We start from the raw sequence: 24514 nt of genomic DNA on the forward strand, positions 1-24514 counted from the left end.
GCCGGGTTTTCAATGATGTGGGTCGGGACCGCAGTGGACGCCTGCCGGCAAGGCATATACGCCACGGTCTCGGACGCTCTGGGAGCATCGCGGGCTTCGGCCATGGCCGAGGCCGAGGCCGCTGGTCTGGGCGATGAGTGGATCGGCAGCGCTAACCGGCTCGTCGACGCCGCAGCCCGGCAAGATTCCGAGGCAGCCAGCGAGGTCGTCAGCGAGATCGCCCAGCGCAGCAATGCTTTCGTGGTCGGCGTCGTCGGTTTTATTGTGGCCGGTCAACGCATGCTGCTGGAGGCCAACGCCGTTCATCAGGGCCGCACCGTGCACGACCTTTTGGAGCAGGTACGCGAGCAGCTCGCGACTATGCCCGACGATGACTCACGATGAAACGTGCAGCAGCTGTTGCCTGTGTCGTCGTCGCGGCTGTGGCGGTGCTGTCCGGGTGCGCATCGACGTCGAACGCCTCGGGGTCGGTCCAGCCGGCTAGGTCCTCAAGCATGGCCAGGTTAGCGACGAGCGGGGGAACGCGGGTACGTGTGACGGCGACGGTCGACGGTGACACCTTTCGCACCGATGTCGACGGTCAGTCACGGAAGATCAGAATCCTCGGGATCATTCATTAGGCAACTTGGGTGTCGCGATGGCTGGTGTCGGGTCTACCTGGGGCAACCTTTGGATCAGGAAGGGCCTCGCTGTAAACACTGTGGTCCGCCAGACCTCGGCGGCCAGAGTGGGGTCTCTCGGCCCCGATGCTGGCGATGAGAAAAGACGCTGTCCGCGAGCTCTCAGTGGCGGCCCATCGCCGCGGGCGGTGTCACTTTGCAGAACGGGACTGGCTCGTAACCGCGTGCGATGTCCCGCAGATCGCCTGCATCAGCGACACTGCTGAAGGCGCTCAGCCATGCCCCGTGCTCGCGCAGCTCGGCGGCGAGATCGTCCGGCAACGGCACACACCGCACGTGCCCGCCCAAGGAGGCGACCACGTGTCAACTACCAGGTGATGCCCCAAGACATCCCACTTGAGCTTTGGCCCGAGCAGTTCGCCCGTTCCACCTTGCTCCGCCAACGGGGTGAACGAAATCAATCAATTGTATCTGCAGTCGGCCCCAGACTCTGTGTTGCCCGTTGTTTCACAACATGAGCAATGCAAGCTGCCCCCACTCGCACTGCAGTACCAAATGTACCCCCTATGGGCGTAGCAGTAGGAGTAGCTGACGTGACCAGCTCCGATCGGATGCGAGAGGTTGCAGCATCCCGGTGATGCAGACGCCTTGGGCGCACCAGCTGTACCGCCAATGATGGCCGCAGACGTTGCTATTCCTGTCGCGGCGATGCTCTGTATGAGAGGGCGTCTGCGGAGCTTTTCCCTGTAGGATCCACTGCGGTCGCCGACGGCGTTCCGATTTCGCTTCCAAATGCTCAATGTAATCACCCGTTCGTACTTGGTTACTTGCAAGGCCATACGCGTACTTCGAACAGGAGATGCCCTTGGAGCTCCTATTGTTGTCACAACAGGACAGGCAAAACGAGCCCGCACAGGATGATGGAGAATCCAGACGCGTAGCGCATAGTCCGAAACCACCATCTTTCTCCATCTCCAAGCTGTGGGAGTGCGCACACCGAATATCTGATGCTTCGGATAGTAATCGCAACCATTGAAACAGTAGCCACTTCTACCAGAATGACCATCGCATATGTTGGATCCAGCAACGTTAACGCGATGAGTGCTGCCCACAACAGAGAAGTTGTCTTCTGGGTCGTCACGAGCAAGCCGAGGTCGACACCCCAGCGGAGTCCCAACCGACCCGGGCGCAGCACACGTATCAGCGCTTGAGGCACTTGCCGCCAAATGTGAGGCGTACGACCGTAAGTATCGGCCATCCCAAGAAGCAACAAGATTCCCACCGTGATCGCAAGGCGCGACTCAACCCCAATTGCGTCCTCTAGGACATGCCCAAATTTGTCGAGCGCATAACCTACAGCAATAGCGGCGGTTAGCCAACCAACAAAGAGCCCCGTCAAGAAACGTGTGCCATCCGATCTACTCCGCCGAAGCATAGGGCCGGCGACCCCGGCCATGGACTGTCCTCAAGGAGAAAACATCTGAAGCACGGCACCTACGCCCGCGAGACAGAAGATAAGTATCGCCATGGGATCAAAATGTCAGTCCGCGGATCGCACGTAGACGTTTCTGTCATTCAGCTTGCCATGAACAAAGACCGCATTCTTGGTGCGTTGCACCCCGCGTCCCAAATCAAGCATCTCTACGGAACCCCCGATGTCCACGGATGGTCTGTCAGAGTATTTCGCTACGACGTTCTTGGCTTCGCCGCCACCTCCAACCGTCAACGCCACTATGACGTCATGGCTACCATCGATGGAGTCGTGGACGAACGCGAATCCTCTGTCTATTGGTGGTGTCCACATCATCTTTCCCCTATCTAATAGTACTCAAATTCTTAAAGAGGCCGGATGGGTTCCGGTTCTTCGGGTATCGCATGAGGAGCATCGAACATGATGGTCTTCCACTCTCCGCGATAGGTATATATCCCGCACTTTGTCTGGGCGCGCAACTTCGACGGTACCCGCGAAGCCGCGACATGCTTGCTAACTTGACCCATGTCGTAGATTCACTGCAGTGAATCCCACACAGTAATACTCATCATCGTCTTGGTTCGCCAGGATGAAATTACCGCGACTCCTCGAAATGCGAGAGCACGCTTCTTCGCCTGGCGTCGAACCGCGTAATGAAGTAGGCGAATCAATGCGAACGAGTACGCGTTCGGACATTCGAACCGTGTGACAACAATCTGTCCGCGACCGTCTTCGTGAATGATTCTGTCGCCGTTAGCTACGGAAGGCTCCGTCATGGTTACTTTCTCTTAGTTGTATCTGCAGTCGGCCGCCGACTTTGCGTTGTTCTTCGTTTCACAACAGGAGCAGTGGACACCACCACTTGTCGAGCAATACCAGATATAGTCCTGGTGCGCGAAGCAGTAGGAGTAGCTGACGTGATTCGGTCCTGACGGATGCGCGAGGCTGCAGCACGCTGGCGCTGCTGACGCTTCGGTCGCGTTGGCCGTGCCGGCGATAATTGCTGCAGACGTTGCGATACCTGTCGCTCCGATGCTCTTCAAGAGTGGACGCCTGCGAACCTTCTTTTCAGAAGAAGCTCGCTCGCAGGCGGGGCCTGTTTGCTGCTGTTTCCTGAACATCATGCCTGCTCCTTCACTCGTTCCTCATTTTCCAAACCCTTTGAATCAAGCGTTGAGCGAAGAGCGCGTAGTCGTTCGCGGTCTTCGAGTATTCGAGATTCAAGAGCATCTATGGATCCAAAATTGTAGGCACTGCGCACGAGTCCGTCTTGGATGTACACCGCGGAAGGACTGGAGTTGATGCCGAGGGATCCGACTACCCAGTTGCCGCCGACATCAAGATACGGCCGCAAGTTGGATAGATTGTAAGCATCGATAAAGTCCTGCCCGATACTGGAGGTGGCGGTCGATACAACAATGTGGACGTTGTTGTCGGCAACAAAGTGCGCATCGTCGTTAAGGGACCTCGCGACAGCGCTGCACGTGCTGCAAATGGAACTGAGGACGATTATGAGTCCTGTTGTCGCGGTGTCACGGAGTTCTGGAGGCCAACCGATATCAGTTAAGTCCCGCCTGAAATCCGGTATTGGCTCGACCCAGTCAGATGATTCGGTGGCAGCGGATGGGCCAGATTCCCTAGATGAAAGTTCTCCAATCATCGCGAACAAGAGGGTCACCGCAATCGCGAGAATAAATACGGCCGCGGTCAGGAGTGTGGTCACAACGGTCATGTTCGGATCCGTTCGAATCTCTGGGATATCGTTTGAAAGACGGACAGTGCCACGTATCGCTCGCTCTGTGCCGCCAGACAAACGAGCGATATTGATGCTAAGCATGCGACTACTGCAACGCGTGCGGCATAGTCGATAGGTGCGCATGCCTGAAAGAGGCCATAGATGAGGAGTGCGACGCCGAATGCGGTGTTACGCCAGCCTAATGAACTGGCGCTTGCTGCTCCAAAACAACCGCATGGCTCCTCGGATCCACGTATTGCACCCAGCGTCCCAGCGATGATGAATAGCGAACCGAGGGCAGCTAGACCGACTAGCTCCACGAGCACAGTGAAGCCGCGGAATGCTGCCGAAAAAGCTGTTGCCAGCTCGAGCGCGACGAGCGCGAATATCGCCCATCTCTGCACGTCGATATTTGGAAATAGCTCGTTTACGGAACGGACTACGGGTCCAGGTGACGCCAGTTTTGAAACGCTGGCTCGCACCAATACAACGACAACGAAAACCGTTAAGACGAGTTCGACGAACCTCCAAGCCATTGCTTCCTCCCCAGCAACGGACAAACCCCCGTCGGTGAGCTGTGATGAGCTCGTTGGCAAGGACTGTGTTCTTGCTGTCAAGCTACTCTTACGTTGACGGATGTCAAGACTTCGCTGTGGTTGGATGGCTGGTGGAGGAGGAGGTGCGAGGATGGATCGACGAGCGGTTAAGGCTGGCAGCGTGGCGGTCGCCGCCATCGCAATGACATTAAGTGGTTGCTCGAGCAGTGAGGCGAATCACCCTGGGAACACTGGGGGTTCGTCCATTTCGAGCGCTGTGGAGACGCGCTCGACGCACGAGGCTGAGGCAGCGGGGTCGCGAGGATGTCAGGCACCCTCAAAATCGGTCCTCCCGCAGTGGGCGGGCGCTGTGATGAGCACTCCAAGTGCGCCGCGGGCGCACTTGACAGGGAGTCAAGGTCGGATTGTGGCGGTCCCCTTCGGGTGGCCTTTACAAGGAGGTGCGAAGTCCGATCCGGACCGGGCGAATAAGATTCTGTGGATCGCTCGGTCGTCAGGGAGCGGGCCACTTCGGATTAAAGCTGTGGACCAGAAGAGCGGTATGGAAGTAACCCGGGTGTTGACTGATGGTCCTGGACCGTCCTACGTCACGATGCCGCGCCCGGGGTGCTGGAAATTCAATCTCTCGTGGTCTGGGCAGACGGACCATCTATTCGTTCGCTACTATTGAGCACTCTTCGCAGTGCGCCGAGATGGCGTTGGTGCGTCTCCCAATCTGGTGTAGAGGCCTCAGCGCCAAGGAGTCGACTGTTAATCCGATAGCAGGTACGTACTGCGTCGTCGGTGATGAAGGACGCCGAGCTACTTGCTAGGCGCGGTCTGTGGCTTTGGCAGGCGCTGGACCTGTCGTAGCTGGGCGATCTCGGCACGTGCTTGCTGAAGCTCGAGGGAGAGCTCAGTAGCGACTTTGACGAGAGTCGTGGTGGTCTGCCGTCCGGCGTCGAGTTGTCTTCGCAGGTCAGCGTTTTCAGTCTTGAGCGCACGGTTTTCGTCGGCAACCTGCGCGATGGATGCTGGTGTCTGATGCTGAGCTTTGGCACGGGTCTGAAAGTCGTCGACGAGGTTCTTGTGGTCGCCGTAGACGACATCGCGCCGGAGCCCCGATTCGGTGATGAGTTCTGTGCTGGTGAGTCGTCCGCTGGTGGATCGAAGGGGTGTGCCGTCCAGTAGGCGTTGCGCGGCCGCGGTCAGGTCGCGGCGTTCCGTTTCCAGGTCCCGTTTGCGGCGGCTCACGACGTTGCGTCTGTTGTTGTGGTGGTCTCGTGCCTGGCGATCACGCTTCGTGCCTGACTGGCCTGAGCACGAGTGCGGTCGCGGAGGGGTTCTGGTGCCAGCGGGTCCTCAGCACCGGCATCCAAGGTACTGACGCGTTCGCGCAGCAGCTGGATGTCGCGGTCGGTGTAGGCGAGGTTCAAGCATCCGGATTGGCATTCGGCTTCCAAGGGTCCGTCGTCGACTGGGAGCCCTTCGTTGACTCTTGCAGTGCGGCAGGCTGCAGTCTCGGGACGGTAGACGCAGGTCATGGCGTCGCCGTGGTGGATGTTCGGGTCCACCTGGGCCAGCAGGCGTTCGACGTTGCGCACCCGGTTGACGGAGCGGCCGGCGAACCGGTGGGTTTGCTGGATCTGGTCTTGGTAGGCGGTGGCGGCGGGACCGCTGACCGACTCGCCTTCGGCCAGGAGCAGGTGGTCCTGCTCGTTTTGCTCGAGGATGGCTTCCAGTCTTTCGACGGCGACGTCGTCCTGCCAGCCGGTGTCGGCTTTGCCGCTGTAGCTGAGGGTGACGGTGGTGGACACGTGCCCGTATTGCAGTGCTGCGGCGATCAACCCGCGGGGGCGGCGGACGATGAAGTAGGCCAGGGTGCGGCGGAACCTCGAGGGGTAGATGCGCCCGTTCGGGTCCGTCGGTATCAGCGGCTTGCCATCGGTGCGGGCGAAGGTGGTGTTGACCCAGTCGATGAGGCGCTGCAGGTCATGGGTCATATCGCCGGTGCGTCGCGCGTTGTGATCGGCAGGTCGCCTGACGTGTGCGCCGGTGAGGCTGGCAGGGAACAGGAACGGAGACTCTGACAACTGTTCCAGGATTTCAATGGCTTGGTGAACGGGCCGCACGACGACCCATGCCCGAGCCCACGGATCGTGCTCGCCGTCTTCGGGGCGGGGTGCACGACCGTGGCCTTTGCCGTAGCGTCCGTTGACGAGCAGTTGCCCGGTGTCTGGGTGTTGGCTCGCGCAGCCGCGGCGCAGGTTGAGCGTCTCGCCGGGGCGCATGCCGGATAGGTAGCTGATGACGACGAAGCATGCCGCGGAGAGGCACTTCATCAGCGCTGATAGTTCCTGCGTGGTGATCGGCTGTTGTCGCCATGGTTGGTCGTCGATCCGGCCGGTGATGGTGCCGACGAAACTGCCGGCAGCGACTGGTAGGTCGCGGTCGAGGACGGGATCGCGAAGGTGCGGGTGGACTTGGTGGTTGGTCAGGTTCAGGCGTATCGCGATTTGAGCCCAGTTGATCGCGGACTGGCCGTCACTGCTCAGTTGGCCCGGCAGCGCGTTCCTGTGCTCGGCGGTCAGTGCAGCGAATCGGGTGACGCGTTGCCGTGACGATAGCCCGTGGTAGGCGTCCTGGTCAGGGTGTGTTCCAGCTTCGTACCGGTCGAGTTCGTCGCGTGCCGCCACGATGTCCGGGCCGATGGTGTCGACCATCCGCAAACACCAGGACAGCAACGCCTCCATGGTCGCGGAGGCGATCCGGGGAGTCGTGTTCTCTTGGCCCGCCGCCCGGGCAGGCGCATTGGCCATCCGAGCCGGAGTGGTCCCACCCCAGGGAACGGTTGCCGATCCGATGCGGCAGCGTGATGGCAGGCGGTCACGGTAGGACCACATGGCAAGGACCCCGATGAACAGGTCCCGTTTCGCCGGTTGCTGGTCTCCAGTCCCAGGACGTGCTGGCGGTACCGGTCCAGCTGCTGGTCGGTGACCTCGCCCAGGCTGCTCAGGTGCTGCTGGCTCATCCAGGTAGCAAACACGCGCAGCGTCTGTAGCCGGAAGCTCAGGGTGCCAATACCCATGAGTTCCCCGCCGCTGGTGACGGTGACCGTCCGCGGGGTCGGTTCGGTCAAGAAGGCCAGCACCACGGTCTTGAAATCCTCGACCAGTTCCGCGGGCCAACGTCGCCAGTAGATCGCCGCGATCTTCACGTGCGCGTCGGGATGGGCAGGGCCCAGGTGCCAGACCATGTCGCCGAACGACGACAGCTTCTCGGGCGGGGTACCCGGGCGGATGGTGTGCCGGTGCAGGATCGACACCTCGGCAAGGTCTGAGCCGGTGCGGGCTACTGCAAGTCCCATCGTCCCTCCAGAAGGTCGCTGATGCGCTGTCGATGCTGAGCGGTAATGGCGCGCCTAGCGTGGTCGATCTCTGCGGGCTGAAACGCGTTGATGATGTCGTGCAGTTGCTGCAGCCGTGGCCCGTATCGACGCGCCCACAGTGTCGGCGGCGTATGGCTGCGCAGGTCTTGGAGCGCGTCGATCGCGGCCATCTGGATCGGCAACTGGCGCGGCAGAGCCCGGGCGTTGCTGCAGTCCAAACAAGTCAGGAAGGATGCCGAGCACACGGTCCCCGCGGGGTCGTAGGGGCTGTCGCGATGATCCCGGCAGGACGCCAGCACCGTGTCCTGGGCTCCGCCCACCATGCCAGCCAACTGGTCCGGCTCGACGCCAGCTTGGTCGGCGGCGGCCCGTGGGTCCCGGCGGGCCAGGTCCACGAAAGCCTGGGTGAAGACCGGGACGCGGAAATGATCGCGGGCCTTGGTGACCTCGGCTTCCAGGGCTGCGGCGATCACGGTGCGGCTTTGATCCTGCACGACCGGGTGGGGCATGAGGTAGATGTCGCGCATCGTGGTGGCGGTGTGTGCAACGGGCCGCCGACGACGCTCGATCGCGGTCAATCGCAAACATCGTGCGGAAACAACCGGTGTCCCGCCGGGTTCGGCCGCAGCAACGGTCGGAAATCCCCGGGCCTCGGCCCACCGTTGCCCGTGCTGGATACGAAGGGTTGTGATCCACGGGCTCGTGGCCGCAGCGGTTGTCTTCGCGAGCCGGCCGGCGAACAGTTTGTCGGTCCCGGCATGGCGTCGAGCCATGCCGGTCAGGTTCAGCAACAGCTGGTAGACGCGCAGCGGGGACCGAGACCACCGATGCTCGGGGTCATCGACGGTGAGTAGGTCTTCCAGGGCAACGATCATGTGCTCGTGCTCGGGGCCACGCCGCGGCTTGCACGCCTCGACCAAGGCAACGCCGTCCTCAGTCAGACCCCCGTCGGGCCGGAAGTGTGCCGCCGGCCAGGTCGCGATGGTGCCATAGTTCTGGCCGGTCAACGTGACCAACAGCAATGCGAACGCCGCCAACTCGTGCGGCGACAGGCAGAGCATGCCCGCCACCGTCACCAAGCCCCCGCACCGGGCGACCTCGGGAGTGCCGCACGTGTTGGCCTTACGGGGCAGCTGGCCGGTGCGGTCGAACCCGTCCAGTAGCTCGCCCAGGAGAAGGTGCTCGCTTCCCGCCGGGAGGTCGCCGGCACGGTAGTCGGCCAACAGCCGCCGTGCACCATAGATGCGGTCCCTCGCGGTGCGCACTTCACGTCGCAGCGCGGTCATGATCACCTGCCACTGCGCATCGGTGTAGGTCTGTCGGGTGGTCTCTCGACGACTCATCCCACGCACCCGGATCGCCGCCAGACCCTGGCGCGCGCTCGGGCTCAACCGGTCGTCCTCGTGCAGCAGCCGGCGCAGGGTTTCGACGTAGCCAGCAACGGTGCGCGGTTTCAGGTGCTCGTAACGGCGTCGGAACGCCGCGAAATGATCGCCGACAATGTCCGCCGGGCACTGGGCCGGGACGGGATGCTGCGACAGCACCACAGCGAAGTGACGTGCTGCATCGACCAGCGAGCGTGCCGTCTGCAAGCGTTTGACGCTCGACCGGGCAGTGATCTGGCGGGCAACCGCGGCAGCCAGCCACCGGCGGATATCCTCAGAGACCGACAAACCAGCGAAATCGAAGACAGTGCTGCGTCCGCTGGACTCCTCCAGAAACAGCACGCTCATCCCGTCCGGCTGCAATCGCGGCTTCGCCATCCAGCCGGTGGCCGGATGGGTGGCACGCTGCCCGCCACGGGGCCCCGAACTCACCGCTCCACGACCTGAGCCCCGGTGGCCCCGCTCGTATCCGCCGGGGCAGGTACTGGTTGCAGAGTGCGCCCACCTTCGCGTGCCAGCGTCCGGAGCAGTGCGTCGACGCCGGCAGTCTCCTCCTGGTCCAGCAACCCCATCAGGTAGTCGATCTCAAGACCAGTGAAGGGTTCCAGGTAGATGTTCCGGGTGGTCATTGGGTGAGCGTGACCCATCAACGTGGCCAGCTGGAACCAGATGTCACCCAGTTGGTCGCGTAGATCCCGGGTTTCCTCCTCGGACAAACCGTCCACACGGCAGCGCCACACCGCCGACAAGATCGAGTACCACTTCAAGCAGAACGAGTGCCGCAACATGTGTGGCCGTGCCCACAGCGGGCAGTCGGCGGCCAGGCCGCCGCCGGGGCGTTCCGCCCATATTCGGGCGATGCGCTGGTTGGCCGCGTCGAAGGTGTCCTCCCACCCGTAAGGCTTCTTCGGCATCCCGTTCGGTGCGAGCCACAGCCACAGTGGCACGAGCCCCTGTGGGGCCTGGCGAAACAGCAGCCGCCGCTCGTCGATCCCCAACGCGTCCAGCGACACCGAGTGAGCAGCGCCCTCGATCAGGATTCGACGGCTTGCAGGGCGATAGTCGTCGACTACCTGAATAGCCGGGAGCCGCTCGTACCGGCCAGCCCGCTGCGCGCGGCGTACCGCCTCGGCACGAGAGCCCTCGACCGGGTCGGTGTACGCGGCGATCGCGTGCAGCACGCTGCGTGGGATCCGGTACGACCTGCCCGCCCGGCCGCCCTTGATGCACGCGGCCGCCAGCCGTGCCGCCGCGAACCGGCTTGAGCCCGGTTCGGGAATCTCGATATCGAGCACACTGGCCCACTCCGCCAGACGCAGCCCCGTCCCGTACAGGCCGTCCACGAAGGCGGCGTCGCGGTCCTCATTCATGCCACGCCACCCCGTACGACGCACCCCATCGAAGCCGTAGCCACACAACCCGATGTTTCGCCATTGCTCGAACGCCGACCGCAGCATCCACTTGACCTGCCGCCGCGATGAACTCGCTGGCCGCAACGGGTCACGGCCCACGCCAGGCGCTGAACCCATCCACGTCCGATGAAGCCCGTGATGCGACGATCTCGAACTCGTGATCGCGACAGGATTACCAACCCCGTACCGTTGACCAGCCCACAGATAGAAGCTGTTCAGCGCGGCCCGGTCGGTATCGAAGCTCGTCGGCTGCACCGGTCCGGCATTGTCCATTGACGACAGCCGCCACTCCTTGAACGCCTCCACATCTCCAGGCGTCGCTTCGTCCCAGCTTCGCCCGGACAGGTGGAGGAACTCCAGCCAGACCACGAGTGCGTAGGCATACCGTCGCCACGTCGTCGGCCGGGCCGACGTCATCCGCCCGGTTCGGAAGAACAGGTTGATTCGCGGATCGGGCCGACCTCCCGGCCCCACCAAGGCCGGTGTGCCGTGCCGGGCACCGTTCTCGACTGCGCGCGTGTTCAAGTCGCCGAACCCCGGCACGCAGTCGACCTCGGCTGGGGGCGCGGTGAAGTCGTAGAACACCACCGTCCAACTCGTTGAGTGCGCAGGCATACACGTCCCTCCAGCTGGGTTGGAACCGACAATTCCGAACAGCCTAGAGAAGGACGAATGCGCCCGAGACCGGACACGGCTCCGTGCCGGAGCAGTGCGGGGGAGAGGATGCGCGGACCGCGCTGGATCGAATGATCTGGCGCCACACCGTCACATTGTCGCCCGGCCCGGGCAGCGACACTGTAGATCGGTACGGGCGCCTGTTGCGTTACGTCACTCTCGACGGCCGCGATATCGGACTGGCGATGATCCAGGCAGGTAGGGCGTCGGAATATCACCCACGCTCGGCAGCCCCGGAGTCGCGCCGCGCACAGTATGTTGCCGCGCAAAGGGAGGCGCAGCGTGCCCGCCGCGGCCAGTGGGCGACGTGCACGATCAGCCAGGAGGGAAAGCAATGACAGGACACGATGCCGGCGTACCGGTACCGGGCTCCGCAACTTCCACGGTCCACGGTCGGGTGTTCGCTGCGGCGGTCGAAGCGGCGGCGCGGGCGATGTACGAGACGTCGTGCGGGTTCGGTGATGTGTTGCCGCACCCGCCGTCATGGTCGGAGCTGCCCGCAGCGGAACGCGACCGATGGCGTGAGGGCGTGCCTCGTCCGGTGGTCGAGGCCGTGTTATGCGTCGCGGGTAGTTCGCCGCTCCCCGAGGCAGTGATCGCTCCCGCGTAGAGGCACCTTCCGACGAACGGTTGGTCTCCGTCGAAGGGTCTGCTCGGCCGGCGTACCGCAGCGCGTGACCCACTACGTGAGGTGTCAGTGCCCTCGGTCAGCATGGTGGCCGTGCATGCTGGTGAGCTGATCGAATACGCCGACACGTGCGCCTTGGGCGCAGGCGATGAGCACAGGGCGTGGATGCGGATCTGGATGGACCGGATGGTATCCGTACTCGCCGCGACCGCCTTGGGCGTTCTTGCTGGTCCGGCCGTCAGCAGCATATCGATGAGGGTCATGGGTGATAGGCGTGGCTTGTCCTGCGCCGGGGCTGTTCCGCACAGGGCTGGCCAGGTTCTATCGATCGACGCAACTGCATCGGGCAGGCATTGCGGGATATCCCACAGCACCCGCCCCGGGCCTCTTCGCCCGGCGCGGGCTGTGGAAGAAGGCGCGCTCAAGAGGACGCAGATCAGGGCTAGGACTCCGTGTATGACCCGTCCTTCGGATGCGCCTTTTTGGGCCGGTTGCGCTGCGATCGCCGACTGGGTCGGGGCAGCGCTCTTTTGTTGTTGAGGTAGCTGGCGCCGAGGGCGGTGATCACGAAGCAGGCCAGTTCCCAGACTGCGGGGTGTGCTAGTTCGAAGGTGAACATGGCGGCGAAGAGCGGGGCTTTCTGAGTGGTGGCTAAGCACCCGACCGCGGCGATGAGGGCGAAGCTGGGGACGTCGACGGGGAATCCGGCGTTGTGCAGGACGATCGCGACAACCGCCCCCATGGCGGCGCCGGTGGCCAGGGATGGGGTGAGTAGGCCACCTGTTGCTCCAGCGCGTAGGTATCCGGCGGTGGCGACCGGTTTGAGGACGATGAGCGTCGTGAGCAGGGCCAGCGAACGATTGCCGTCGGCGATCGCGTCGATGACTGCTTTCCCGTTGCCGAAGAGCTCCGGTGCCCACCATCCGGCGACGCCGAGCGCTATCCCGGTTGCGCCTAGCGACAGGATCAGCCGGGGTGTAGCTGCCGTGGGGTGTCTGCGGGCGGCGTGGGTGAGGCGGGTGAACGCTCGCCCGAGTATGAGGCACGGGACGATGGCGATGACGGACCAGACCGCTACCGGGGCCCAGCCGGATGTCATGGGCGGCAATCGGTAGGTGGGGCCGGTGCCGTGGATGAGCCACAGGATGCTGGTCCCGGTGAGGGACACTCCCACGGTGATTGCGATTGTGCGCGGTCGTCGCGTGCGCAGGATGATTTCGAGGGCGAATACTGCGCCGGCGATGGGTGTGTTGTAGACGGCGGATAGCCCGGCGCCGGCGGCACCTGCGATGAGGGCTTGCTGGTCGATGTCGGCTAGCCGAAGGCGGCGGGTGGCAGTCGCGGCGAGCACGGCAGCGCTTTGCCGAGGCGCTCCTTCGCGGCCTATGGAGGCGCCGGATCCGACGATCAGCACCTGCAGTAGGGCATCCGCCAGGACCGTGCCGATTCGTTGTGACGCGGCGGGCTTATGAACCAGGTCGTTCAGGGAGGGCACGTTCCGGCGGCGGCGCAGTAGCCACCACCCGGTGCCGGCGAGCAGTCCTCCGCCGGTGGTGGCGGCGACGCGGCGCCACCACGGCGTGGCGTGTACCCCGGTCAGGAACGATCCGTGGCCGTACCCGTAGGCGCACCGTTCGATGAGGTGCAGCAAGAACGTCAGGGCCACTCCGGCAAGCCCTGACAAGACCCCGGCAATCAGGATCGCCGCGCATAGTCTCAGCCCGATGCGGGCGCGAGACTGTCGTGTCGTGATTCCCGGCATGCTGCTGTGGCCGCGGGGTGGGGTGGGTGCCGGTGGGTGTGGCCGTTGGCGGGCCGGGTTAGGCACGGCCTTTGAGCATCGCGTTCCAGTACATCGCCGGCAGTCCGTACCGTTTGAGGTACCACATGTCGCGGCGTTCTTTGGTGGTGTCGATGAATTTGAAGGTCGGCGCGGGTTGCATCGTGTAGTCAAATTCGGCCAGGAGCATGGTGTGCCGGGATGTGGTCAGCGGGCAGGATGCGTACCCGTCGTATCGGCTGGCTGGTGTGTCACCGCGCAGGATCTTGCGCACATTGTCCGCGACGACGGGCGCCTGCTTGCGAATGGCGGCACCCGTTTTGGAGTTCGGGGTCGATCCGGCGTCGCCGAGTGAGAAGACCTCGGGGTACCGGGTGTGCTGCATGGTTTCTTTGTCGACCTGCACGTACCCGGCCGGGTCGTCGGGTCCGGCCAGCGGTGAGGCTTTGACCCAGTCGGGCGCGGACTGGGGTGGTACGAGGTGCAGCAGGTCGTAGGTCAGGGTCTCGTCGGTGCCGGCGTCGTGGTCGCTGATGACAGCTTGCCGGGCCTGGGGATCCACACCGGTCAGTTCGGACTGAGTGCGGACTTCAATGCCGTACCGGGCCGCGACGCGTTCGAGTTCGTCGGAGAACACTTTCACCCCGAACATTCCTGGTGTGGGCAGCACCAGCACGACGCGGATATCGGACAGCACGCCCTGCTCGCGCCAGTAGTCCGCGGCGAGGTAGGCGATTTTCTGTGGTGCGCCAGCGCATTTGATTGGCTTGGACGGCATTGTGAAGATCGCGGTGCCGGAACGCAGGTTACGGATCAGCTCCCAGGTTTTGGGTGCGTGTGCGGGCGAGTAGTTGCTGGACACGTATGGGGTGTTCAACGCCTCGGCCATGCCGGGAACGCCGTCCCAATCTAGCTGGATACCGGGGCAGACCACCAAGGCGTCGTACTCGATGGTGCTGGCGTCTTGCAGCGCGATTTTCCGGTTGTCGGGGTCGAATCCGGTGGCTGCTTGCTGCACCCAGGTCGCTTTCTTCGGCATTACCGATGCTTCTGGCCTGCCGGACTCGTCCATCGGTGCTCGACCACCGCCGACCAGTGTCCACAGCGGCTGGTAGTAGTGCGTGACCGCCGGGTCAATCACCGCGACGTCGTTGATGCCGTGGTGCAGCAGGCGGGCGGCGACGCTGATCCCGGCCGTTCCGCCGCCGACGACAGCGACGCGGTGGTGTGTGGTGTGTGCATTCATGGCTGGCCTCCATGGCCTGTTGATGGTGGTGCGTTGTCAGTGCCCGTGGTCGTGCACGATCTCGACGCCTTGTTGTGCGGCATCGTCGAAGTCGTCGTCGATGAGGACCACGTCTCGTCCGGCACGGTCTAGCAAGCTGGCGGCGATGGAGGCCCGGTATCCCGAGCGGCAGTGCACCCACAACCGGCCGGCGGGTAGCTGCGGCAGGTCAAGGAGCAATCGGTGGAGGGGAACGTGCGCAGAGCCGGCGATGTAGCCGCCGGTGCGTTCATCGGCACGGCGCACGTCCAGCACGATGTCCTGCGGTGCTTTGGCGCTGAGGTTGGCGAACGTCACCCGGGGGTACTGCGCCCGGTCGGCAGTACCTGCGATCTCATCCAGGTCGCCTGCAGCGGCACCGGCGAGCTGATCAATTCCGATCCGGACGAGCTGGCGTTGGGCATCCGCGATCTGTTCTTGCGACTTGCCGATCAGGGTGAGGGGGGCACCCCACGGTGCCAGCCACCCCAGGTAGGTGGAGAACTGTTGGCCCAACTCGATGCCGACGCTGCCGGCCATGTGATCGGCTGCGTACGCGCGCCGGTCCCGTAGGTCGACGACCCACTCTCCGGCGGTCAGCCGCCGGGTCAGCTCCTCTGCCTCGACTGGCAGGGGAGAACCCAAGTCTGCTGCGCCGGGGCCCTGCTGATTCAACGGGCCCATGTGGGCGTAGTAGGCGGGATATGCCGTCAACCCGGCGACCAGCCTGCGCACGAAGTCGTCTTCGTCCGGGTTGGTCAAGGCATCGTTGGTGCGCCGCTCGGTACCGATGGTGCTGGCATCGGCGCCCGTTGTGGCGCCGGAGGAGCAGAAGCTACCGAAGCCGTGCGTCGGATACACCGCGGCGTCTTCGGGCAACAGGTCCGCCAGTCGCCGGGCGGAACGGTACTGCGCGTGCGTTAGTTCTTCGGTTCGATCAGGATCGACCAGATCGGTGCGTCCCACGCTGCCGAACAGCAATGACCCGCCCGTGAAAACCGCTGGCGTGGCAGCCTCGTCGTCTGCATCGGTAATCACATAGGACAAGTGAGTGTCGGTGTGCCCGGGGGTCGCAACAGCCTGCACGCGCATCCCACCAACCACCAGCACGTCGCCGTCAGCAACGGCGCGCCGGTCAAAATTGACCGGGTCGGCGGCATTGACTACATAGGGCGCCTGGTGACGTTGCGCAAGCACGTACCCGCCGGTGACATAGTCGTTGTGCATGTGTGTTTCGGCGACTGCAGCCACCGCGACGTCGCGGTCCGCCAAGACCTCCTCGACGCGGTCCAGATCCCGTTGCGGGTCGATGACCACCGCGACACGCCCGTCATCCACCACATAGCTGCGGTTCCCCAGCTCAGGAGTCTCGATCTGAGTGATATGCACCGTCATGCCAACCTTCTTTCGATCGCTGCGCGTGTCCGTCCAGCCTGCTCGAGGCCGGCTCTTGCGACGTGAGCCAGCGGCAGATTGCGCCCTTGCTTCATATGTACGTACATTAATGGTATGTCGTCAGGGCCACAAGATCAGCGCGAGAAGTCCGTGGTGGTGCACGCCGGCACCGCCGATATCGCGGCGATGACCCGTCAGGTTGAGAATCTGCACGCCGCTGCCCCGGACGCAGTGATCGACGTGGTCGCAGTGGGCGCGGGGATTGATATGGCGCTGTCGCAACAAGTGCCTGAGGCGGCCGCGTTGCGAACCTCCCGAGTCCGGCAGTTGCTGGCCCACGGCGTGCGGGTGCTGGCTTGTGCCAACACGATGCGCAGCAGAGGATTAACTGCATCGGACCTGATCAGTGGTGTGTCCGTGGTGCCCTCGGGGGTGGCGGAACTGGCGCGTCGCCAGTGGGACGGCGCCGCGTACCTACGGTTGTGAACGACCAGGACTCGCAACGGAAAGCAATCAGGAAGATGCCTGCTATCGATCGCTCCGGCCGCGCGCCACTGTGGCGCCAGATCCGCGAAGACCTCTCCCAGCGCATCGCCGAGGGAGAATTCACCGGCGCTTTTCCGGCCGAGTCCGAACTCCAACAGCACTATGGCGTCAGCCGGCAAACAGTCCGGCAGGCTCTGCGCCAGTTGCGTGAGGACGGCATCGTCACCGCCGAGCGCGGCAGGTCACCGCACCTGGCGACGCCCACTGAGATCGAACAACCAGTCGGCGCCCTATACAGCCTCTTCGAGTCGGTCCGTGCTGCCGGCATCAGCCAACACAGTGTCGTTCGCGCGCTTGCCATCACCACCGACGCCCATATCGCCGACCGCCTCGGCCTGGACCTCGACAGCTCCTTGCTTCACCTAGCCCGGCTTCGCCTGGCCGGTGACGAACCGCTCGCTCTCGACGACGTCTGGCTGCCGGCCGATGTGGCGCGGCCGCTGCTGCACGTCGACTGGCACAACACAAGCCTGTACGACGAACTCGACCACCGGTGCGGCATCCGGCTCACCAGCGGCCAGGAGCAACTACGGGCAGCCGTCCCCGCGGCGCACGTTCGCGAACTGTTACACATCCCACCCTCAGAAGCCGTCTTTTGCATCGACAGACTCGGGATCTCACACAATCAACCCACCGAATGGCGACAAACCATCGTGCGCGCCGATCGATTCAGCATGATGGCCGACTTCGACGCGCGAACCGGGTACCGCATTGCGGTGCACCGATCAACTGAAGCATGACCGGCTTGCCTCAGATCCAATCTGACTTCTGATCGGCCAGCGATCACAAGCAGGCTGAGTTCGACACTCCAATAGGCGCATATAACCCGGCATCGCGATGCAAGACGCACCCGTTCAAGCACTCATAAAGAGTGTTCTCCGTGAAAGTATTCAAAGACCCAGCCAATCGCAGCCAGCGCCACAAACGGGACGGCAAGCATCACCAGCCACCATCCCACCGCAAGCCCCAAGGCGATGACGGCAAGCGATGCGGCCAAGAACAACGGCCACCATGAGTGCGGGCTGAAGAATCCATAATCGCCCTCCACGTCGCCCTGCTCGCCGGACGGATCATCGTCCGGCCGGGAGTCGATCTTGCGACCGGTCCACCACAGGAAACTACTGATCAGCAGACAGGCCAGACCGGTCAGATAGAAAGCGACGGCACCGACAGGTTCGCTCCAATGACTGAACGTGCCATAGATCGTCCCCACGGCGAGTCCATAGACCGCCAGTAGCAAAAAGATCTTTGTTTCAACTTTCATCTGAACTCCTTTGCGGACCTCGTTCGAACCTACCTGCGCGCGTCGCGCGGCGCACCCGCTGTCCTCACCCCGCACTGAGGTGCAAGTGCTGCACATGCCGGGGCCCGGCAAGTGCCTGAGGCGGCCTTAGGCTTGCCAACGGCTTAGCCACCTGACATACTTCCAGTATTCCAGATATTTATGGAGGATGCAGTGGGTTCGCGGACACGGCTGTTCGAAGAGCTGTCGGTGGTTGGGAAGGCGTTCGGCAGTCCCCGCCGGTTAGAGATCATTGAGCTGTTGGCGCAGAGCCCGCATTCGGTGGAGGAGATCGCGCGGGCTCTTGATCAGAGGCTGAGCACCGTGTCGGCTCATCTGCAGATTCTGCGGGCATCGCGGTTGGTCGGTTCACGACGGGATGGCACACGCGTCATCTACCGGCTTGCCGGGGAAGACGTGGCAGACCTGTTCGCAGCGCTGGGCGTGGTGGCACGTACGCACTCACCTGATGTGACGGTGGCGCGTCGGGCCTACCTGGGTGCGGGCGACGACGGACCGGAAGTGATCACTCGTGCCGAGCTGATGGAGGTCTTGGGCGCCCCGCAGACCACGCTGCTGGATATCCGGCCGTCGGAGGAGTTCGAACAAGCCCATCTACCCGGTGCGGTGTCGATGCCGCTGGAGAAGTTCTCCGGGTCACTGCAGCAGCTACCCGCGGGAAACCTCATTGCGTACTGTCGCGGCGCCTACTGCCTGCTGGCACACGATGCCGTCGCACTGTTGACAGCCGCCGGCCGAGAGGCCAAACGCCTGGAGGACGGGATCCTCGAATGGCGCTTGGCCGGTCTGCCCCTTGAGCGAACCGCTCAAGGGGTCTGAGCGACATGGTCCAGGCTCTGGCAGCGATCCGACACTGGGCTCCGAGGCAGTGGGGCATTACCGGTGCCGTGACGGTCGTGGCAGTCGTAGTTGTTGCCATCCCCACCGACCTACTCCCGAACCCCTTGTTCCGCCGAGACGTACCGCCGCAATGGTGGGCGTGGCCGGCGCTGCTGGTGTCGAGCCTCTTGATGGGGCTGCTGACGGCGACATACGTCGCGTCGCCGTCAGCAGCCGAATCGGCCGAAACAGCCGCGCGGCCAGTGCGGCACGGGACGGCGGCGGGCCTTCTGACCTTCTTCGCTGTTGGTTGCCCCGTGTGCAACAAGATCGTGTTGATGGCGTTGGGGTATGCCGGGGCGATCAGTTTCTTCGAGCCGGTACAGCCGTTCCTGCAGCTGCTGGCCATCGCCTTGCTGATGTGGGCGCTGCGGGCCCGTCTGACCGCGCAGACACAGTGCCGGCCCAAACGGCCTCAACCAACGACGTAAGGAACTGACACCAGTGAGTAAGGCCAATACCGATTCAGCGCAGCGTCACGTGATGACCCCACTGTTCGTGGCTTTCGTAGCAGCCGTGGTCGCAGTCGTTGCCTTCATCGCCACCCGACCCGGCAACTCGGCGCACGCGTCGAAGCCAGCAGGCAATCAAACAGCCTCGGCATCAGTGGGCGACATACCCAAGGAATTCCGCCACCTCGCACGTCGGCAGACCGCTGATCCGCTAGCTCAAGGCAAAGCAGACGCCCCGGTGGTGATGGTCGAATTCTCCGACTTCCAGTGCCCCTACTGCGGTCAATTCGCGCGCACCACCGAGACGAAGCTCGTTGACAAGTACGTCAAAAAAGGCGTGCTACGCATCGAATGGCGTGACTTCCCCTACTTCGGCAAGGAGTCGTACACCGCGGCGCTGGCAGCGCGCGCCGCCAGCAAACAGGGCGGTTTTTGGAAGCTCCACGACGCGCTGTACACACATCAGGCACCGCCCAACAGCGGGGAGCTCACCACCGACCGGATCGTGTCGTTGGCCACCTCAGTCGGTTTGGACGGGACCAAGCTTCGCGCCGACATGCGCGACCCGAAGCTCGCCACGGCAGTCAAAGCTGACTTCACGCAAGGCCAGAAACTCGGGATCAGCGGTACGCCCGCTTTCGTGATCAATGGAACGCCGGTAATCGGAGCCCAACCACTCAGCGTCTTTGAGAAAACGATCGAGCAGGCATCCAAGGACCAACAGTGAACAACGTCAGCTTGCTGTCGGCACTGGCCGCAGGCACCCTGTCGTTGTTGTCACCATGCAGTGCCCTGCTGCTGCCATCGTTCTTCGCTTACGCATTCTCTAGCAGGCGCGCACTGCTCGCCCGGACGACCGCCTTTTACGTCGGGCTTGCGCTCGTACTAGTGCCGTTGGGCACAGGCACAGCAGCAGCATCGAGGCTCATGTACGGCCACCGCGGGCAACTAATCCTGATCGCTGGCTGGATCATCATCGGCATGGGAGTAGTTCAGCTGCTCGGCGGTGGCTTCCGCCTCCCACTGACCGCACGCCTGCAAACCTGGGCGGCATCCCGCGGCGCCGGCCGCGGCGGTTATTTATCAACAGTCGCCCTTGGCGCGGTATACGGACTTGCAGGATTCTGCTCGGGGCCGGTACTCGGAGCGATCCTGACCATGGCCTCCACCCAAGGATCCAAAACCCTCGGCGGGGCCCTGTTGGCCGTGTACGCACTGGGCATGGCACTGCCGCTCTTCGTGCTGGCATGGTTCTGGGATCGCTTCCATCTAGGGCAGCGCTCATGGATTCGGGGAAAAGCCTTTCAAATCGGACCGTTTCAGATCCACACGACCTCGCTCATCTCCGGCGCCCTGTTCATCGTCATCGGCGCCCTCTTCCTGCTCTACGACGGCACCGCAAGCCTGACCGGCAGCCTTGGTCTCTCCGATACCACCGGCCTGGAAACAAGCGCCCAAGAGGCGATCTCGCGCGTTACGGAGGCCGTACCCGTCTGGGCTTTCCCGCTTGTGATCGCAGTTGTGGCGTCCATTATCGCCGTTTCTCGATCCCGTCAGCAGCCAACACCACCGCACGGTGAACGTAGCGGTCTGCGCCACAACCGCACTCGTGGGTGAGGGCTCGCTCACCCCATGTCTTTGTCTCGTTGGCCAGCCCATCGGCAACATTCGTTCTCAACGAACCGTTCCTGTTGAACACGGACTCAATTTGCCTGATGCGCCGTAGCACCGCGGTCGAGTGATCATCGGCCGAGGAACCGCTGCCAAGCGGAGCTCTTGGAGTTCTGTGGCGGTTTCGGATGTCCGGGGCAACGGTCAGCTGGCGGGATCTTGCCCATAACTTGGTCGACGTGGCGGCCGCAGCCGGCCCACGTGGTCTTACCGCACTGCTTGCAGCGGATGGGTCGACACATGAATACATCTCCTGTTACTTGTTGCCTGTACGGGCCGGTTCGATCGGTTCGGCGAAGTTCGCCGACGGTGTATCCGCGCGGCGTGGTGCGGCCTCTCGTGGTTGTGCGGTTGCCCCCTGGGCGGTCGTGTTTGGTCAGTGGGAGAAGCGGATGGTGGGCAGGATTCGGCGTAACCAGGAGGGGCATGCCCATGCCGCACGTCCGGTCAGGCGCAGCACCACCGGCAGCAGGACGAGGCGCACCAGGAAGGCGTCGAGCAGGACGGCGACGCCGAGGATGACGCCCATCTCTTTCGGTGGTAGCGGGCCGGACAGGGAGAACGTGAAGAAGACCGCGACCATGACGGCGCCGGCGGCGAAGATTACCCGTCCGGAGTGCGCGACCGCGCCGACCATCGCCTCGTGGGGGTCGCCGGATCTCTCCCAGTGTTCTTTGGCCGAGGCGAGCAGGAAGACGGTGTAGTCCATCGCGATCGCGAAGATCATCGCGAAGAAGAAGACCGGCGCCCACGCGTCCAGGAATCCCTGCGGTTCGAAGCTGAACAAGCCACTGAGATGCCCGTCCTGGAAGACCAGGCGCGCCACACCGAAGGCCGCGGCCGTCGACAACAGACTGGCCAGGGTACCCAGCAGCGCGATCAGTGGTGCTTGCAGTGCTACCAGGAGCAGCACGAACCCGAGGCCCAACACGATGCCGATGACCCATGGTGTCGAGCGATCGAGTTGGCTCTTCAAGTCGAGGTTCTCGACCGCGGCACCACCAACGACTGCCCCCCGCGGAAGGGTGTCGCGCAACCGGTCGACGGTCTGCCGCAGGCCCGGGTTAGACGGGTCTGTCTTCGGCATTGCCTGGATCAGGGTGTACGGCGCACCGTCAGCGGCCGGTTGAGCAGGAAGGACAGCTGCTATCCCGCGGTCCTTGGCCACGGCCGTCGCAGCAGTTTTGGCTTCCTGGGTGGGCGCGATGATTTGGAGCATCCCCGGCGCGCCGGGACCGAACGCTGCCTGGACGCGGTCGTACCCGATCCGAGCGGCCGCGTTGTCAGGGAGCACCTTGATCGAGGGCATCGCGGTCCGTAGGCCGGTGATCGGTGCGGCCAGAGCCAGCAACACGACCAGCGCGCCGAGGCCGTACGCGAGGGGGCGGCGCCACAGCCGTTCACCCCACTTCTCGAAAGCCGGTGAACGGTGCTGACTGACCCGCGCCCACGGCAGTGCGAGCTTGTTGATCCGGGTATCGAGGCTGCCCAGCACGAGGGGTAGCAACGTCAACGTGGCGGCCAGCACGAAAACCACGGCGAGCATGATCCCGCCGGCCATCGACCGGAACGCCGGCGACGGCACGATCTCAACGGCCGACAACGACACCAACACCGTCAACCCCGACAGCAGAACCGCCTTGCCCGCCGTGTCCATCGTTTCGGCGACTGCGCTCTCCCGGGTGGCTCCTGGGACCGCGCGAGCGGCGCGGTAGCGCACCACGATGAACAGGGCGTAGTCGATACCCAGGGCGAGGGCGAACATCATCGCAAAGTTCATCGCCCAAATAGAGACTGGCACGACCTCATTGATCAACACCAAGGAGCCGGCCGAGGCGACCAGGCCCGCCAGGGTCAGCAGTAGCGGCAGACCGGCCGCGACCAGAGCGCCGAACGCCAGGACCAGGATCGCCAACGTGATCGGCCAGGACAGCATCTCCGACTTCAGCATCGCGTCGAGATTCGCCGCGTTGAAATCGGCCCACAGCTGGGACGCCCCGGTCGGCGTCACCTGAATGCCGTCGCCCGACAGTGCGGTCAGCTGGGGTTTAAGATCCACGGCCGCCCGGACCATGTCGTTGGTGTCAGCGCCGGCGCCACCGATCACGATCGCAGTGCGCCCGTCCTTGCTCAGCGTGGCACCAGGCTGCGGCGCGATCACCGCGGCAATCCGGTGATCACTACGTAACGTCTGCTCCACCGCATGAATCGTCCGCTGCCCCTGGGGTGAGGACAGACGCGTGTCGCCGCTGTGGATGACAACCTGCAACGCGGAACTGGCGTTTCCGCCGAAGTGCTCTTGCGCGAGTTGCCGGGCAGCCACCGACTGTGAACCGCTGGCCTGCCACCCGGCTCCGGACAAGGAGGCCTCCACCCGGGGCGCGAGAATGCCGAGTCCGACCACGATCAGCACCCACAGGGCGAGCGTCACGCGGGCATGACCCAGCACCCTTAGACCGAGGCGTCCCAACGGCCCCGCCGAGCGGCCGGCAGCGGTCTGATTCTTATCGTGCGATGCCCTGCTCGTTAACCGGGTAGATGTCATCAGCGTCCTCTCTTAACCCCCCGGGGGGATATGATGACGACTGTACAGAACCCCCAGGGGGGTTATGCAAGTCAGCTGAGGAGAACGAAATGAACGACTTCACGATGCGGGTGACCGTCGGGCAGGGATACGACGAAACCGTTACCCGGGTCCGCGAGCTACTCGCCGACGCCGGGTTCGGCGTTCTCACCGAGATCGACATGGCCGCCACGCTGCAGGCCAAGCTCGGCGTCCAGGTCGCACCGCGCATCATCCTGGGCGCGTGCCGTCCCGAACTGGCCCAGCAGGCGCTCAGCGTCGACCCGCGTGTCGCCACCCTGCTGCCGTGCAACGTCGTGATCAGCGTCGAGGATGACGGCAGCGTCGTCGAAGTCTTCGACCCCGCGGTGATGACCGACTTCAGCCCCGTGCTCGATGACGTCGCCGGCGAGGCACGCGCGCGCCTGTCAGTGATGATGGATGCACTGACCAACGACCAGAAAGACCGTGATGCAACTCGAGCCTGACGAGATCACCGCGATCATCACCCGCCTCAAACGCGCCAACGGACACTTGGCCTCCGTGATCCGGATGCTCCAAGACGGTGCGGAATGCGAGGATGCCCTCACCCAGCTGGCCGCCGTGAACAAGGCCATCAGCCGCGGCGGCTACGCCCTTGTCGCGACCGGGCTCGAACACTGCATCGCCGAAGAAGGCCGCGACAGCGTAGACACCAAGAAGCTCGAGAAGTTGTTTCTCGCCCTCGCCTAGAAGACGCGGCCACGCGCCCCTCCAGAGTGGCTCACCAGAGATCCAGTTACCCATCTGACCAACCACAACATGATCGTCG

General features: G+C 63.7%; 20 protein-coding genes and 1 pseudogene. 10 read left to right on the top strand and 11 right to left on the bottom strand.

Annotated features, from left to right (window positions below):
• Positions 1 to 384, top strand: a 384-nt coding sequence (locus tag N2M23_RS20395; protein ID WP_265448129.1) for a hypothetical protein, incomplete at its 5' end; no start/stop codon positions are given.
• Between the two features lie 2827 nt (positions 385 to 3211).
• On the opposite strand, the gene N2M23_RS20400 is transcribed toward N2M23_RS20395, so the two are convergent.
• The 6 genes from N2M23_RS20400 to N2M23_RS20420 form a co-directional block, all read right to left on the bottom strand.
• Complete coding sequence (locus tag N2M23_RS20400) at positions 3212 to 3823, bottom strand: hypothetical protein (protein ID WP_171158661.1); 612 nt, start codon at positions 3821 to 3823, stop codon at positions 3212 to 3214.
• Positions 3820 to 4560 carry a MauE/DoxX family redox-associated membrane protein gene (locus N2M23_RS21155; RefSeq protein WP_425270269.1) on the bottom strand — a complete coding sequence of 247 codons (741 nt, stop codon included), beginning with the start codon at positions 4558 to 4560 and terminating at the stop codon, positions 3820 to 3822. Before N2M23_RS21155 ends, N2M23_RS20400 begins: the two co-directional genes overlap by 4 nt.
• A 624-nt stretch (positions 4561 to 5184) precedes the next feature.
• On the bottom strand, positions 5185 to 5616 hold the full coding sequence (locus N2M23_RS20405) for a hypothetical protein (protein WP_171158662.1): 432 nt from the start codon (positions 5614 to 5616) through the stop codon (positions 5185 to 5187).
• Entirely contained in the window at positions 5613 to 7085 is a 1473-nt protein-coding gene (locus tag N2M23_RS20410) for a hypothetical protein (RefSeq protein WP_265448132.1), read from the bottom strand. The genes N2M23_RS20405 and N2M23_RS20410 overlap by 4 nt, the downstream gene beginning before the upstream one ends.
• 628 nt (positions 7086 to 7713) lie before the next feature.
• Entirely contained in the window at positions 7714 to 9567 is a 1854-nt protein-coding gene (locus tag N2M23_RS20415; RefSeq protein WP_265448134.1) for a hypothetical protein, read from the bottom strand.
• Complete coding sequence (locus N2M23_RS20420) at positions 9564 to 11135, bottom strand: site-specific integrase (protein ID WP_212756220.1); 1572 nt, start codon at positions 11133 to 11135, stop codon at positions 9564 to 9566. The genes N2M23_RS20415 and N2M23_RS20420 overlap by 4 nt, the downstream gene beginning before the upstream one ends.
• 95 nt (positions 11136 to 11230) lie before the next feature.
• Between N2M23_RS20420 and N2M23_RS21160 the strand changes: the two are divergent.
• Positions 11231 to 11560: pseudogene (locus N2M23_RS21160) on the top strand (thermonuclease family protein); the annotation flags it as partial.
• A 732-nt stretch (positions 11561 to 12292) separates the two neighbouring features.
• On the opposite strand, the gene N2M23_RS20425 reads toward N2M23_RS21160, so the two are convergent.
• The 3 genes from N2M23_RS20425 to N2M23_RS20435 form a co-directional block, all read right to left on the bottom strand.
• Positions 12293 to 13516, bottom strand: a complete 1224-nt coding sequence (locus tag N2M23_RS20425) for a chloride channel protein (protein ID WP_171158667.1) — start codon at positions 13514 to 13516, stop codon at positions 12293 to 12295.
• A 154-nt stretch (positions 13517 to 13670) separates the two neighbouring features.
• A complete protein-coding gene (locus N2M23_RS20430; RefSeq protein WP_171158668.1) occupies positions 13671 to 14876 on the bottom strand; it encodes an NAD(P)/FAD-dependent oxidoreductase in 1206 nt (401 codons plus the stop codon).
• Positions 14877 to 14912: 36 nt separating this feature from the next.
• Entirely contained in the window at positions 14913 to 16289 is a 1377-nt protein-coding gene (locus N2M23_RS20435) for an MBL fold metallo-hydrolase (protein WP_171158669.1), read from the bottom strand.
• A 114-nt stretch (positions 16290 to 16403) separates the two neighbouring features.
• On the opposite strand from N2M23_RS20435, the gene N2M23_RS20440 reads away from it, so the two are divergent.
• Entirely contained in the window at positions 16404 to 16775 is a 372-nt protein-coding gene (locus tag N2M23_RS20440; RefSeq protein ID WP_171158670.1) for a DsrE family protein, read from the top strand.
• Positions 16776 to 16810: 35 nt separating this feature from the next.
• On the top strand, positions 16811 to 17575 hold the full coding sequence (locus tag N2M23_RS20445) for a GntR family transcriptional regulator (protein WP_171158678.1): 765 nt from the start codon (positions 16811 to 16813) through the stop codon (positions 17573 to 17575).
• A gap of 122 nt (positions 17576 to 17697) precedes the next feature.
• Here the strand turns inward: N2M23_RS20445 and N2M23_RS20450 are convergent, their stop codons facing one another.
• A complete protein-coding gene (locus tag N2M23_RS20450) occupies positions 17698 to 18099 on the bottom strand; it encodes a cytochrome c oxidase subunit 4 (protein ID WP_171158671.1) in 402 nt (133 codons plus the stop codon).
• Between the two features lie 192 nt (positions 18100 to 18291).
• Here N2M23_RS20450 and N2M23_RS20455 point away from each other — a divergent pair, with 192 nt between their 5' ends.
• Genes N2M23_RS20455 through N2M23_RS20470 form a run of 4 tightly spaced genes read left to right on the top strand, consistent with a single transcriptional unit; the run spans position 18292 to position 21086 of the window.
• Complete coding sequence (locus N2M23_RS20455; RefSeq protein ID WP_265448137.1) at positions 18292 to 18957, top strand: ArsR/SmtB family transcription factor; 666 nt, start codon at positions 18292 to 18294, stop codon at positions 18955 to 18957.
• Positions 18958 to 18962: 5 nt separating this feature from the next.
• Positions 18963 to 19448 carry a hypothetical protein gene (locus tag N2M23_RS20460; RefSeq protein ID WP_171158673.1) on the top strand — a complete coding sequence of 162 codons (486 nt, stop codon included), beginning with the start codon at positions 18963 to 18965 and terminating at the stop codon, positions 19446 to 19448.
• 52 nt (positions 19449 to 19500) lie between these two features.
• The gene (locus tag N2M23_RS20465) at positions 19501 to 20196 is read left to right on the top strand and encodes a DsbA family protein (protein ID WP_171158674.1); all 696 of its coding nucleotides are present in this window, start codon (positions 19501 to 19503) and stop codon (positions 20194 to 20196) included.
• Positions 20193 to 21086 carry a cytochrome c biogenesis CcdA family protein gene (locus N2M23_RS20470; RefSeq protein ID WP_171158675.1) on the top strand — a complete coding sequence of 298 codons (894 nt, stop codon included), beginning with the start codon at positions 20193 to 20195 and terminating at the stop codon, positions 21084 to 21086. Before N2M23_RS20465 ends, N2M23_RS20470 begins: the two co-directional genes overlap by 4 nt.
• 430 nt (positions 21087 to 21516) lie before the next feature.
• On the opposite strand, the gene N2M23_RS20475 is transcribed toward N2M23_RS20470, so the two are convergent.
• Positions 21517 to 23571: an MMPL family transporter gene (locus N2M23_RS20475; protein ID WP_265448140.1), complete on the bottom strand. Its 2055-nt coding sequence runs from the start codon at positions 23569 to 23571 to the stop codon at positions 21517 to 21519.
• Positions 23572 to 23774: 203 nt separating this feature from the next.
• On the opposite strand from N2M23_RS20475, the gene N2M23_RS20480 reads away from it, so the two are divergent.
• Both N2M23_RS20480 and N2M23_RS20485 read left to right on the top strand, forming a co-directional pair.
• On the top strand, positions 23775 to 24191 hold the full coding sequence (locus N2M23_RS20480) for a DUF302 domain-containing protein (RefSeq protein ID WP_171158677.1): 417 nt from the start codon (positions 23775 to 23777) through the stop codon (positions 24189 to 24191).
• Complete coding sequence (locus tag N2M23_RS20485) at positions 24175 to 24435, top strand: metal-sensitive transcriptional regulator (protein ID WP_171158679.1); 261 nt, start codon at positions 24175 to 24177, stop codon at positions 24433 to 24435. Before N2M23_RS20480 ends, N2M23_RS20485 begins: the two co-directional genes overlap by 17 nt.
• The last annotated feature ends 79 nt before the right edge of the window (positions 24436 to 24514 follow it).

This window comes from Flexivirga meconopsidis, from assembly GCF_026162425.1.
In the GTDB taxonomy this organism is placed as follows: Bacteria; Actinomycetota; Actinomycetes; order Actinomycetales; family Dermatophilaceae; genus Flexivirga; species Flexivirga meconopsidis.

What these genes read in the sequence shown, in the direction of transcription:
- N2M23_RS21155 (WP_425270269.1), bottom strand. Translation starts at nt 4,560, where the DNA reads ATGGCGGCGACCGCCACGCTGCCAGCCTTAACCGCTCGTCGATCCATC.
- N2M23_RS20440 (WP_171158670.1), top strand. Translation starts at nt 16,404, where the DNA reads ATGTCGTCAGGGCCACAAGATCAGCGCGAGAAGTCCGTGGTGGTGCAC.
- N2M23_RS20435 (WP_171158669.1), bottom strand. Translation starts at nt 16,289, where the DNA reads ATGACGGTGCATATCACTCAGATCGAGACTCCTGAGCTGGGGAACCGC.
- N2M23_RS20465 (WP_171158674.1), top strand. Translation starts at nt 19,501, where the DNA reads ATGACCCCACTGTTCGTGGCTTTCGTAGCAGCCGTGGTCGCAGTCGTT.
- N2M23_RS20400 (WP_171158661.1), bottom strand. Translation starts at nt 3,823, where the DNA reads ATGACCGTTGTGACCACACTCCTGACCGCGGCCGTATTTATTCTCGCG.
- N2M23_RS20410 (WP_265448132.1), bottom strand. Translation starts at nt 7,085, where the DNA reads ATGGTCGACACCATCGGCCCGGACATCGTGGCGGCACGCGACGAACTC.
- N2M23_RS20460 (WP_171158673.1), top strand. Translation starts at nt 18,963, where the DNA reads ATGGTCCAGGCTCTGGCAGCGATCCGACACTGGGCTCCGAGGCAGTGG.
- N2M23_RS20485 (WP_171158679.1), top strand. Translation starts at nt 24,175, where the DNA reads ATGCAACTCGAGCCTGACGAGATCACCGCGATCATCACCCGCCTCAAA.
- N2M23_RS20450 (WP_171158671.1), bottom strand. Translation starts at nt 18,099, where the DNA reads ATGAAAGTTGAAACAAAGATCTTTTTGCTACTGGCGGTCTATGGACTC.
- N2M23_RS20445 (WP_171158678.1), top strand. Translation starts at nt 16,811, where the DNA reads ATGCCTGCTATCGATCGCTCCGGCCGCGCGCCACTGTGGCGCCAGATC.
- N2M23_RS20430 (WP_171158668.1), bottom strand. Translation starts at nt 14,876, where the DNA reads ATGAATGCACACACCACACACCACCGCGTCGCTGTCGTCGGCGGCGGA.
- N2M23_RS20480 (WP_171158677.1), top strand. Translation starts at nt 23,775, where the DNA reads ATGAACGACTTCACGATGCGGGTGACCGTCGGGCAGGGATACGACGAA.